Raw genomic sequence first — 11,640 nt, 5'->3', positions numbered from 1 at the left:
GGTTCGACGCCCTGGTAGCGTGGTGTGCAGCGAGATAGCGATGCCGCACTTCCGCGAATGGACATCGGGCACGTCGCCGCGTCCAGCTCAGCCATGCACGCCGTCGATCTCCACCGCCAGTTCGTCGCGGCAGATCACCGCATGCAGCAGCAGGCGTGGGATCCGCTCGCCGAAGCGCGCATCGAGCGCCGCAGCGACCAACGGCAGGTCGGCCTTTTCGCGGACATAGACCTTCAACCGGGTACCGTCTCCGAACTGCGCCGGCAGGTCCGGCACGTGGGTGCGTGCGGCGCCCAGCAAGGCGTCGAAATTGGCGAAGGTTTCTTCCAATTGCGCCAGTAATTGTCCGCGGTGCATCGAAGCGTGGCCGACCACGCTGGCGGTGCCTGACAGCAACAGCGGCATATCGCTACCGACCGGTGGCAGCATCGCGCGGGCGAAGCTCGGTGGCTGCGGGCCGTACTGTCGCGGGTAATTGTAGGCACTGACCTGGCGCGGATTTTCCAGCGGCGTGCCGGCTCGCGCCGCCGCCAGCCAATAGATCTGCATCACGGGGGCGTCGTCGCAGCGACCGACGGCGGTCGCCGCTGGCAACCGGTTGGCGTCGAAGTCGCCTAGACCACGCGCGCGGCCGACGCAGAAACGGCGGTAACGCTCACGATCGCCGCTGCCCAGGGTGATCGCGTCGAGGTGGTTCCAGATGCGCAGCAGGCAGGGCGTGGCACTGCCGGCAACGAAAGCGCTGATCTGCGCGTAGGCCTGCGTTGCCGCTTTTTCGATGTCCAGATCCAGTGCGCGCTCGTCGATCTCGATGGCGGCGAATTGCAGCTGGCCATCGCTGGCCCAAGCAATGGCGCCAGCGCGGCCGCTGCGCACCGGTGTGTCCGTGCGCCAGATTTCGAGCATGCGCGGGCCGTACGGCTGCAGCGGCACGCGCAGGTAGCGCGGATCGTCGTGGTGTGGCGCTGCGTCGCCGAAGCCGAACACGGCCAACACCTTGTCTTCGCCCAACACCTGGCTCGGGTCGGTTTCGGCGATGTATTCCACCTGTAGTTGCGGGTGGTGTTGCGCGTGCTCTTGGAACTGCTGATATGGCGGGCTCATGATGGTTCTCTATGTAACGTGTCGCCATGAAACTGTTCGCGCGCCTCGCGGCGGCGATGGCGCCAGGCGCGCCAGGCTCGTGGCGACATCGCCAGGGCGGAGATGGCGTAGATGATGCGGAACACGCGCAGGCGACGCAGCACCGCGCGGTTGTCGAAGACGTCGCCGGCTAACATTGCCACCACCGCCTGCTCTACCTGCAGCACGTTGCGTGGCTGTGCGAATAGCTCACGCATGGTGGGCGAGGTGAAGCGGTAGATGAACCACTTGAGCTGATCCAGGCCGCCGCGCAGCTGTTTTTCCAGGCGTCGCTGTAGCCGTGCCTCGCCGGTCGGGTCGCGCAGCGCTGCATCGATCATTGCCGCGCCGCGCTCGGCGCTGTGCATCGCCAAGTAGACGCCGGAGGAGAATATCGGATCGACGAACGCATAAGCGTCGCCCAGCATCAGCCAGCGCGGCCCGCTCATCCGCGTGCATTCGTAAGCATAGTTGCCGGTGGCATGCACCGGCGCCACGCGTTGCGCGCCGGTCATGCGGGCGGCCACGTCCGGGTTCAACGCCAGGGTTCGCATCAGCAAACCTTCGCTGTCGCCCTGGCGGGTCTTCATGTACGACGGGTCGCACACTGCACCGACGCTCATCACGTCGTCGGGCAGCGGGATGAGCCACATCCAACCGTGGGCGTGGCGGTAGATGCTGATGTTGCCGGCATCCTCGCCCGGTCGCCGCGTCACCCCGCGGAAATGGCTGAACAGCGCCGCCGAGGCGTGCCGCGCATTGGCACGTTTGAGCTTGAGCGTGTTGCCCAGGAAGGTATCGCGGCCGCTGGCGTCGATCAGGTAGCGCGGACGGTAGTGGCACAGGCCCTCGGCACTGCGCGCCTGTACCACTGGCCTGGCGCCGTCCAGTTGCACCGCCTCGACCCGGGTGCCTTCGTGCACAGTGGCGCCGACGGCGCGGGCGCGCTCGGCCAGTATCCGGTCGAAATCGGCGCGCGGCACCTGGAAGGCATAGTCGGACCGAGCGCCGAGCGCATGGGCGAAGCGAAAGGTGTTGTAGCCGCCCGCATCGTTCGGGAAATCCGCGCCGAGCTTGAGCACACCGATCGCGCGGACCTGCTCCAGCACGCCCAGCCGCCGCAGGATCGGTATGTTCATCGGCAGCAGCGATTCGCCGATGTGGAAGCGTGGATGGCGGTCTTTTTCCAACACGCTCACCTGCCAGCCCTGTTGTGCCAGCAAGATGGCCGCTGTGCAGCCTGCCGGTCCCCCCCCGATCACTAACACGTCAGGGGTGGCGGCGGTGGCCGGTGGCGCTGTGGTGTGGGGCTGTGAAAAGGCGCGGGGTTCCATCCTGAAAGAATCTCCAACGGATCTAGTGAAACGAACCGCATAATAGCGTGTCGCTCGCGCTCCCATGGTTGCGTCGTTGCGTTGGATGCACCATCTTGTCGCACCTCCCTAATTAGTCCGGAAGCACCTGGATGTCTTCGCAAACCCCCGCCGAACGTGAACTGGCCGAGCTTCTGGTCGAGAGCCTGAACCTGGAGGACGTGCAGCCTGACGATATCGATCCGGAGGCGGCGCTGTTCAACACCGGGCTGGGGTTGGACTCGATCGACGCCCTGGAGTTGGCGTTGGCGATCAGTAAGCGCTACGGCTTCCAGTTGCGCTCGGATAACGACGAGAACCGCCGCAACTTCGCCTCGCTGCGTGCACTGTCGGCGCATGTCGAAGCGAATAAGACCCACTGATCGAACCGACGCCGCGCGCTGGGTGCCTGCGTTGGGCGTGTTGTTGGCGCTGGTATCAGTCGCGGCGCTGGTGCCGCTGTGGCGCTCGCTGCATGCCTTATTGTTGCTTAGCGTACCGCCGGTGTTGTTCGCCGCCTGGGTCGCCTGGTTCTTTGGCCGCAGCCTGCAGCGCGGGCGCACACCGTTGATTACCCGCATTGTCGAAGCACTGTATCGGCAGGCGGCCATGCCGATCAGCCCCGAGCAACGGCGCTATACGCGTCGGTTGACCCTTGCCTGGACCCTGTTGCTGTTGGCGCTGACCCTGCTGAGCTTGATGCTTGCGCTGTGCGTCCAGCTTGGTGTTGTACTGGTCCAGCTGGGTCGGGCCTCGCCATTGCCGACCAGCGACGCACACACTGCGCTGGTGGCCAATCTGTTCGGCTACGGGATCATCGGTGGTTTCTTCGTCGGCGAGTATCTGTTGCGCGGACGCTGGTTTCCGCAGCGCCCCTACCGTAACTTGTTCGACTTCCTGCACCGGTTGGCGCGGTTGGGGCCGGTTTTCTGGCGCGATCTGTTGCGCTGACGCGCGCATTACGGGAGATGCCAGGAGGTGCAAATCATCAAGGGAAAATCCAAGAATATCTCCCCAACAAGGATGCTGTCGCGCACGGCTTGGGCCGTGTGCAACGCGTTGCAACTGCTGTTCACCATGGTGTACACGGCGTTGGGAATCGTGGTTGTGCTACTGCTGTTGCCCATGACCGGGCCGCGCCTGCCGCTGCGCATGGCCGCGCGGATCTGGGCGCCTGCGCTGTTGTTCGGTGCCGGGGTGCGCCTGCAGGTGGAGGGCCGGGAGCGGGTGGACTGGTCGCGCAATCACCTGTTCGTCAGCAATCACCAGTCGATCATCGACATCTGCGCGTTGTTCATGGCCTTGCCGGTACCGTTGCGCTTCCTGCTCAAGGACGAGATGCTCAAGGTGCCGTTCGTGAATTGGTATGCGCGCTATACCGGCATGTTGTTCCTAGACCGTAACAGCCGCCGCGCCGGGGCGGTCGTGCGCCGTGAGGCTGCGGCATTGCTGCGCCGTGACGAAGACCTGTGTCTGTTCCCGGAGGGCACCCGTAGCCGCAGCGGGGAATTGGCCGAGTTCAAAGCCGGGCTATTGCAGGCGGCCATTGATGCAGGCGTGGACGTGATCCCGGTGGCATTAGATGGGGCCGGCAAGGTTTTGCCGCCCAGCAGCCTATTCCGGGTCAGGCCCGGGATAATCCGGGTGCGGATCGGCGCACCGATCCGGGTCCAGAGCGATAATGGCCCGCTGACCCGGCAGATGTTGACCCAGCGTGCGCACCAGGCCGTCCGTGCCATGCTCGAACCCAGAATATGAGTCGACCGTATGTATTTTGTCGTACCGCATGATCATCCCAGTTTGCCGGGTCATTTCCCCGGTCGTCCGGTCGTGCCTGGCGTTGTGGTGCTGGATCACGTGCTGCAAGCCGTCGAGGTCGCGCACGGTGCCCGCGCGCCGTTGCGCCTGCCGCAAGTGAAGTTTCTGCAGCCGCTGCTGCCTGACCAGTCGGCACGGGTCGAGCTGGAGGGCATTGCGCCGCGCTGGCGTTTCCGTGTGCTGCGTGGCGAGGACCTGCTGGTCAGCGGCGAATTGAGTGCCGAGGCAATGGCGTGAGCGCCGTCTGGAAACAGCGTCCGGAAGCCGGCGGCCGCTTTGCTCTGTGGCTGATTCGTAGCATCGCCCGTTATGGCGGCCGCACCATCGGGCGTTTGCTGCTGTATCCGATCACCCTGTACTTCCTACTGGTGCGCCGCCCCGAACGGCGCGATTCGCGGCGCTACCTGAGCCGAGTTTTCGGTCGCCCGGCCACGCTGTTGGATGTTGCCCGGCACATTCATACCTTCGCCTCCACGATTCTCGATCGCGTGTTCATGCTGTGCGGGCACATACACCGTTTCCGGATCCAGATCCATGGTCTGGACCAACTACGTGTGCAGATGGACCGCGGTCGCGGTGTACTGATCTTCGGCTCGCACCTGGGCAGCTTCGACGCGCTGCGGGTGTTGGCGACCAAGCGCCCGGACGTGCAGGTCAAGGTGGTGTTGGATAAGGCGCACAATCCGGCGCTGACTGATTTGCTGGCGGCGCTGAATCCGTCATTGGCGGCCAACATCATCGATGCCGGGATGGACAGTACCGCGGTCGTCATGGCGATCAAGCAGGCAGCCGACGAGGGGGCGCTGATTGCATTGCTGGTTGACCGCCCGCAGCCGGAGGACCCCGCTCTGCCGGTTGACTTCCTCGGCGAGCAGGCGCGTTTCCCGACCTCGCCGTGGCTGATCGCCGCCGCGCTGAAGGTGCCGGTGATGTTGGCCTTTGGCCTGTACCGCGGCGGGAACCGCTACGAGTTGGTGTTCGAGACCTTCAGCGAGTGCCTGGACCTGCCGCGCCGTCAACGCGCGCCGGCGCTGGCCGCGCTCATGCGCGATTACGCCGCCAGACTGGAGCATTACACCCGCTCGGCGCCCTACAACTGGTTCAATTTCTACGATTTCTGGAACACGCCCCATGCCGATGCGTCGCACCTTGTTATCGATGCTGATACTGCTGTGCAGCGCCGCACGGCTATACGCCGCGTCGCCTGAGCCGCTGGACCCGGATTGGATCCTGCAGCAACTGGTGCGGCCGGTACCTGTCAGCACCGCGTTCGTTGAGCTACGCGGCTCGGCACTGCTGAAGGCGCCGTTGCGTGTGCGGGGCGAATACCGCCGTCCGGACGCGCAGACGCTGGTGCGCGAGGTCACGGCGCCTTACCGTGAAACCACCACCCTGCGCGGCGGCGAGGCTATCGTGCAGCGCGACGGCAAACCGCCCAAGCGGTTCTCGCTGGCACGGATCCCCGAACTGGCCGGACTGCAGAGCGGCTTCGGCGCGTTGCTGTCGGGCGACCGTGCGCAATTGCAACAGCAGTACACCCTGAGCAGCATCGGCACGCGCGAGCGCTGGCAACTGCAGTTGCAACCCAAACAACCGGCGTTGGCCGCGCATGTGCGCAGCCTGCGCTTGTACGGTCGCGGCACGGAGTTGCGCTGCATCGAGACGACCCCGGCCAGCGGTGAGGTTCAACGTACCCTGTTGGCCGGCGCTGCCCAAGCCGCCGCCGACATCGCCGAGACCGCTGCGCTGACCGCGCTGTGCCACGGCGACGCGACGTAATGCCGCGTTTGCACGGGGCGACGACGTGGGTGCGGCGATGACGCGCACGTTGGGTTCGAAGATGCGGATCTGGCTGGCGCTATTGTGGCTGGCCCTGCTGACGGTGGCCGGCGTGTGGCTGGGCAATGCGCTGCAGCTATCGGGAGATCTGCGCAAATTCATGCCCGAAGCCCGGACTCCCGCGCAGAAACTGTTGCTGGACGAACTCGGCGAGGGTCCTGGCTCGCGGCTATTGCTGATGTCGCTGTCGGGGGCAGAGCCGGCCACATTGGCGCGGCAGTCGCAGGCGTTGCGTGCGCAATTGGCCGCGCAGCGCGAAGTGTTCGAATTGGTCGCCAATGGCGCCGACGCCGGTCTGGACGCGGTCCCCGAGCGCCTACTGCCGTACCGCTATCTGCTCAGCGATAGCTTCGATGCCAAGCCTCTGGATGCGGCCACCGTGGCCGACGCGCTGCAGGCGCGGCTGCAAGATTTGGGCTCGCCAGCGGCGGACATGGTCGAGCCGCTGCTGCCGCGCGACCCGACGATGGAAGTGCTGCATCTGGCCGAGTCGCTGCAGCCGGCCGGCGCCCCGCAGCCACGCGACGGCGTGTGGTTCGACCGCGCCGGCAAGGAAGCGCTGCTGGTCGCGCAAACCCACGCGGCCGGTTTCGATCCCACTGGCCAGCAGCGGGCGGTGGACGCGATCCACCGCACTTTCGCCAAGGTCGCCGCGGGGAGCGCCAGTCGTCTGACTCTCACCGGTCCCGGTGCGTTCTCGGTGGAGATCGGCGGGCGTACCCAGACCGAGGCGCAGTGGATCGGTACCCTGGATACCGTGGGCTTGATCGTGCTGCTGTTGGTCGCTTACCGCAGTTGGAAGATCCCGGTGCTGGGGGTGCTGCCGTTGGCCAGTGCCGGGCTGGCCGGGTTGGGTGCGGTGGCGTTGTTGTTCGATGGCGTGCATGGCATCACCGTGGCGTTCGGCTTCACCCTGATCGGTGTGGTGCAGGACTATCCGATCCACTTGTTCAGCCATCAGCGTCCGGGCCTGGACCCGCGCGAGAACGCGCGTCATCTGTGGCCGACCCTGGCCACCGGCGTGGTCTCCACCTGTATCGCTTACGTCACCTTTTTGTTTTCCGGCGTGGACGGGCTGCGCCAACTGGCGGTGTTCACCATTGCCGGGCTGCTGGTGGCGGCATTGACCACGCGTCTGTTGTTGCCGGCGCTGATCGATCCATCGCCACGCGACCATGCCGACTCGCCGGCGCTGGCACGGCTATGGCGCGGCATCGCACGATTGCCGCGTCCGCGTTGGTCGTTGTTGCCGCTGGCGCTGGCCGCAGTGGCCATCATCGCCTTCGCGCCCGGGCTGTTTTGGCAGAACGATCTGTCCAGGTTGACACCGGTGCCGGCTGCGGACCTGGCCCGCGACGCGCATCTGCGCCAGGAGCTGGGGGCGCCCGACGTGCGCTACGTGCTGGCGTTGCCGGCGTCGTCGGTGGATGCTGCGTTGCTGGCATCCGAGCGGCTGCGTCCGCGCTTGGATGTGCTGGTTGCGCAGGGCGAACTCGCCGGCTACGACATGGCGGCGCGCTACCTGCCGAGCGTGGCGACGCAGCGCCGTCGCCAGGCCGCCTTGCCCGATCCGACCCAGGCGCAGGCGCTCATCGCTGCGGCGGTCGCCGCGACGCCATTCCGCCGCGACGCCTTCGCCTCATTCCTGGCCGACCTGCAGCGCGCGCGCAGCGCACCACCGCTGACCACGCGCGATTTGCGCGGCACCCCGCTGGCGACCAGCGTCGGTGGCCTGTTGCTGGAGCGTCCCGACCACGCGACCGCGTTGGTCTCGCTGACTGGGCTGCGCGATCCGGCGCGGCTGGCCAGTGCGGTGCAGGGCAGCGGCGCACAGTTGCTGGACCTCAAAGACGCTTCCGAATCGCTGGTCGCCGCCTATCGTGGGCGGGTGCTGGGGGCGTTGAGCGTGGCTGCGCTATTGCTGGTGCTGACCGTGGCGATCGCGCTGCGCACGCCGCGCCGCATCGCGCGCGTGTTGTTGCCGATGGCGCTGACCACGCTGCTGATCCTGGCGATTCTGCGCGGCTGTGGCGTCGAACTGAATCTGTTCCACCTGATCGCGTTGATCCTGGCGGCTGGTCTGGGTCTGGATTACGCGCTGTTCTTCGATCACGCCGGCGATGACCGCGCCGATCAGTTGCGCACCCTGCATGCCTTGATCGTGTGCAGCCTGATGACGCTGCTGGTGTTCGCGTTGCTGGCCGCGTCCAGTATCCCGGTGCTGCGCGCGATCGGTAGCACCGTGGCGCTGGGCGTATTGTTCAATTTCGTACTGGCGCTGCTGGTGTCGCGGGAGACCGCCAGCGAGGCGGCGCAGGAGAGCAGGTATGCACACTCACACTGACGGCCTGGATGGACGCGACGCAATCGCGGCGCTGGTCCCGCATCAGGGCCTGATGTGCCTGTGGGAGCAGGTTGTGGCCTGGGATGCGCAGCGCATCGTGCTACGCAGTCAGGCACATCGCAGTGTCGAGCATCCATTGCGATGCGGCCAACGGCTGCGCGCGCTGCATCTGTGCGAATACGGCGCGCAGGCGATGGCGGTGCATGGTGGCTTGCTCGGTCGCGCCGCTGGCATGCCGGTGCGGCCAGGCATGTTAGTCGCGTTGCGTGGTGTGCAGTTGCATGTCACCGATTTGCACGATTTGCCGCAGGCGATCGAGTGCGAGGCCGAGGTGCTGCTACAGATGGAAAGCGGCCAGCAATACGCTTTCCGTATCGTCCACGCCGGGCAGCCGCTGGCCGAAGGCCGCGCCACGGTGATGCCGGGTACCGCTGAGCGAGCGTAGCGATGCTGCGCCGGGCACGATCGGCTGCGGCCGATCCCTAAAAAGGTGGACAAGCGCCACTGCTGCAACACGGACGCGCCCGTCAATCGCTAGGATGGCGGCCCTGTCTGCATTTCACCCAGTGAGCTCCGATGTCCTCATCTCCTGTTTCGCGTCGCGCGCTGGTCACCGGCGGCAGTGGCGATCTGGGCGGCCCGATCTGCCGCACGCTTGCCGCGCAGGGCCTGCATGTCATCGTGCATGCCAATGCCGGTCTCGCGCGGGCGGCGGCAGTCGTGGAGTCGATCGTTGCGGCCGGCGGTAGCGCCGAGGCCGTCGCGTTCAACGTGACCGATGCCCAGGCCTGCGCGGATGCGCTGGCGGCGTTGTTGGAAGCCGGGCCGATCCAGGTGCTGGTCAACAACGCGGGCATTCACGACGACGCGCCGCTGGCGGGGATGAGCGCGGCGCAATGGCACCGGGTCATCGATGTCTCCTTGCACGGGTTCTTCCACGTCACCCAGCCGCTGTTGTTGCCGATGGCGCGTACGCGCTGGGGGCGCATCGTCAGCGTGTCGTCGGTGTCGGCGGTACTCGGCAACCGCGGTCAGGCCAACTATGCCGCGGCCAAGGGCGCGCTGCACAGCGCCAGTAAGTCGCTGGCGCGGGAAATGGCCAGCCGCGGCATCAGCGTCAATGTGGTTGCGCCTGGGGTGATCGAGAGCGCGATGGCCGGCGCAGCGTTCGCGCCGGAAGCGATCAAGCAATTGGTTCCGGCCGGCCGTGCCGGCCGGCCCGAGGAAGTGGCCGCGTTGGTCGGTTTTCTATGTACAGACTTGGCTGGCTATATCAACGGGCAGGTCATCGGCGTCAACGGCGGCATGGGTTAAATGCGATGGCGGAGGTGACGCCGGATGCGGGACATGGCATGCGACGACATAGCCGGGTTCGCTGGCCGCTGAGACAACCAGCGGACGCTGCGTAGGGCGACAGGCAGCGCTCGTCGCGTGCCGATTGCCCAGCGTACGATCAGCGGCAAACGAAGCTGCTGGCCGACTCCACATCGCCCGCGACGTACTGGGCAACTTGCGGATACGGGCACAGCGGCCTGCTGCGTTGACTGCTCCAATTGGCCGGCACCTCGCCGTTGGGAGAGACGCTACCGCGACCGCGCGCGGTCGCGGTAATCGCCGTCGGCGCCTGACCTTGTTCGACCCAGGCGATCAGTGGCGTCAGTGCGTCGAATTGGTCGGTGGCCGGGCCACCGCCGCAATGGACCATACCCGGTACCGCAAACAGGCGCGCGAAGCTTGCGGCATTGGGGTCGGCCGTGGTCAGGCGCTGGTACCAGTCCGCTGTATCGGTGAAGGAGAAGATGCTGTCGCCAGTACCGTGATAAACCAGCAGCTTGCCACCGCGGGACTTGAGCGTCGTCAAGTGGGTTTCATCCGGTGGCACCATGAAGGACCACGACGACGCGTTGTAAGTACCGGACGTACCAAAGATCTTCGATGCGTCGCGATCCAGATTGAAGTGCAGCGTGTACTGGCCCAGATTCTGGTTCACCGACATGTTTTCCGGTGGGCTAGCGAACACGAAGGCCATCGAGTTCGGCACCAAGGTCATGGAGTTATATTGTCGCCAGCCGCCCCAGTCGCCGCTGCCGATGGCAGGATCGTAGGGAAAGGGAGCGTACAGCGCGGTGCCGGCGCTGTCATGGGGGCCGGCGTAGATGGCGGCGAGCACCTGCTTCTGCGCTCGAGTCAGGCACTGCCCGGTGCGCCCAGCGTTGCCGCAGGTGGGAACATTGCTTGCCAGGCTGAACAGGGTTTGGCAGGCGCTGACGTTCTGCACCATGCCATCGCTGACGCCGTCCAGCGCATCGCAGGTGGCGACGATGCGGCTGGCGACGAATGCACGTTCGGCGCCGGTGAGCCCGCTTTGTATATCGTTGCCGTCGGTCAGCGTAGCCAGCTGTTGTGCCGCGGCCATTTCCGCGATCGCGGCCTTGGGCAGGTGGAATCCAGGGTCGCCAGCCAGGATGCCATCGTAGTCCTGCGCGTCACGCGCGGCGGCCACCATCGCGTGGCGGCCACCGTTGGAACAGCCGCCGAAATAGCTCACATCCGGTGGCTTGCCGTAGGCGGTCTGGATGGTGTGCTTGGCCATCGGGGTCAGCGCCTGCACCGCCTGATAGCCATAGTCCAGGCGTGCCTGGGGATCCAGCCCGAAAAATCGGTTCTTGTCGCCGTTGTGCCCGGCATCGGAATCGATGACGGCAAAGCCCATGTGCAAGGGATTGTCCTGCTGTGCACTGCCACCGATGTCGCCGACCGCGGTGTTGACGTAGCCGTCCAAGCCGCTGTTAGCCTGGTAGAAGAAACGACCGTTCCATGCGGTGGGCAGCCGCATCTCGAAGCCGATCGCATACGTTTGACCATCCACCGGGCTGACCCGGGTGTGCATCGTGCCGGTGATTTGGCAATGCGCGTCGATGGGTTTTCCCGCTACGCTCAGGGCGCCTGCCGGAACGGTCCTGACGCCGGTGAAGGTTGTGTCCGGATAGCTGAGGTTGGGGTTGGCGGCCAATGCTTCGCAGGATTGTTGTAGCTGCGCTGGTACTGCCGGACCCTTCTGTGCCATCGCGGTGGACGACACGGCAAGACTTGCCAATGAGAGCGTTAACACGGACAACGCGTGTGACATGATGACTCCCCAGATGAGTGGCTGATGAACAGTCG

General features: G+C 65.8%; 12 protein-coding genes. 9 read left to right on the top strand and 3 right to left on the bottom strand.

From position 1 onward, the window contains the following. Positions 1-87: 87 nt before the first annotated feature. Together XalbCFBP2523_RS05640 and XalbCFBP2523_RS05635 are read right to left on the bottom strand one after the other, a co-directional pair. Positions 88-1,104 (bottom strand): chorismate transformation FkbO/Hyg5 family protein, encoded by a 1,017-nt coding sequence (locus XalbCFBP2523_RS05640; protein ID WP_012914689.1) that lies wholly within the window; start codon positions 1,102-1,104, stop codon positions 88-90. Continuing rightward, positions 1,101-2,456, bottom strand: a complete 1,356-nt coding sequence (locus tag XalbCFBP2523_RS05635) for an NAD(P)/FAD-dependent oxidoreductase (protein ID WP_104629914.1) — start codon at positions 2,454-2,456, stop codon at positions 1,101-1,103. The genes XalbCFBP2523_RS05640 and XalbCFBP2523_RS05635 overlap by 4 nt, the downstream gene beginning before the upstream one ends. 131 nt (positions 2,457-2,587) lie before the next feature. On the opposite strand from XalbCFBP2523_RS05635, the gene xanC reads away from it, so the two are divergent. The 9 genes from xanC to fabG all read left to right on the top strand — a co-directional run bounded on the left by xanC (position 2,588) and on the right by fabG (position 9,789). Continuing rightward, the gene (xanC, locus tag XalbCFBP2523_RS05630) at positions 2,588-2,857 is read left to right on the top strand and encodes a xanthomonadin biosynthesis acyl carrier protein XanC (RefSeq protein WP_012914691.1); all 270 of its coding nucleotides are present in this window, start codon (positions 2,588-2,590) and stop codon (positions 2,855-2,857) included. Then, a complete protein-coding gene (locus XalbCFBP2523_RS05625; protein ID WP_407070997.1) occupies positions 2,781-3,425 on the top strand; it encodes a COG4648 family protein in 645 nt (214 codons plus the stop codon). Before xanC ends, XalbCFBP2523_RS05625 begins: the two co-directional genes overlap by 77 nt. A 72-nt stretch (positions 3,426-3,497) precedes the next feature. Beyond that, positions 3,498-4,232 (top strand): lysophospholipid acyltransferase family protein, encoded by a 735-nt coding sequence (locus tag XalbCFBP2523_RS05620; protein WP_045764188.1) that lies wholly within the window; start codon positions 3,498-3,500, stop codon positions 4,230-4,232. A gap of 9 nt (positions 4,233-4,241) precedes the next feature. After that, a complete protein-coding gene (locus tag XalbCFBP2523_RS05615) occupies positions 4,242-4,529 on the top strand; it encodes an ApeI family dehydratase (RefSeq protein WP_045764189.1) in 288 nt (95 codons plus the stop codon). Further along, positions 4,526-5,500, top strand: a complete 975-nt coding sequence (locus XalbCFBP2523_RS05610; protein ID WP_012914696.1) for a lysophospholipid acyltransferase family protein — start codon at positions 4,526-4,528, stop codon at positions 5,498-5,500. Before XalbCFBP2523_RS05615 ends, XalbCFBP2523_RS05610 begins: the two co-directional genes overlap by 4 nt. Then, the gene (locus tag XalbCFBP2523_RS05605; protein ID WP_327196714.1) at positions 5,424-6,071 is read left to right on the top strand and encodes a LolA-related protein; all 648 of its coding nucleotides are present in this window, start codon (positions 5,424-5,426) and stop codon (positions 6,069-6,071) included. Before XalbCFBP2523_RS05610 ends, XalbCFBP2523_RS05605 begins: the two co-directional genes overlap by 77 nt. 37 nt (positions 6,072-6,108) lie before the next feature. After that, complete coding sequence (locus XalbCFBP2523_RS05600) at positions 6,109-8,475, top strand: MMPL family transporter (protein WP_045765083.1); 2,367 nt, start codon at positions 6,109-6,111, stop codon at positions 8,473-8,475. Positions 8,476-8,479: 4 nt separating this feature from the next. Then, the gene (locus tag XalbCFBP2523_RS05595; RefSeq protein WP_045766584.1) at positions 8,480-8,920 is read left to right on the top strand and encodes a hotdog family protein; all 441 of its coding nucleotides are present in this window, start codon (positions 8,480-8,482) and stop codon (positions 8,918-8,920) included. Positions 8,921-9,051: 131 nt separating this feature from the next. Beyond that, positions 9,052-9,789, top strand: a complete 738-nt coding sequence (gene fabG / locus XalbCFBP2523_RS05590) for a 3-oxoacyl-ACP reductase FabG (protein WP_045757563.1) — start codon at positions 9,052-9,054, stop codon at positions 9,787-9,789. 139 nt (positions 9,790-9,928) lie between these two features. Here the strand turns inward: fabG and XalbCFBP2523_RS05585 are convergent, their stop codons facing one another. Next, positions 9,929-11,557: a tannase/feruloyl esterase family alpha/beta hydrolase gene (locus XalbCFBP2523_RS05585; protein WP_230597115.1), complete on the bottom strand. Its 1,629-nt coding sequence runs from the start codon at positions 11,555-11,557 to the stop codon at positions 9,929-9,931. Positions 11,558-11,640: the final 83 nt, after the last annotated feature.

Source organism: Xanthomonas albilineans (assembly GCF_002939705.1).
Classification (GTDB): Bacteria; Pseudomonadota; Gammaproteobacteria; order Xanthomonadales; family Xanthomonadaceae; genus Xanthomonas_A; species Xanthomonas_A albilineans.
Note: the sequence above shows the minus strand (reverse complement) of the source record. Positions and strands in the feature narration are given on the sequence as shown.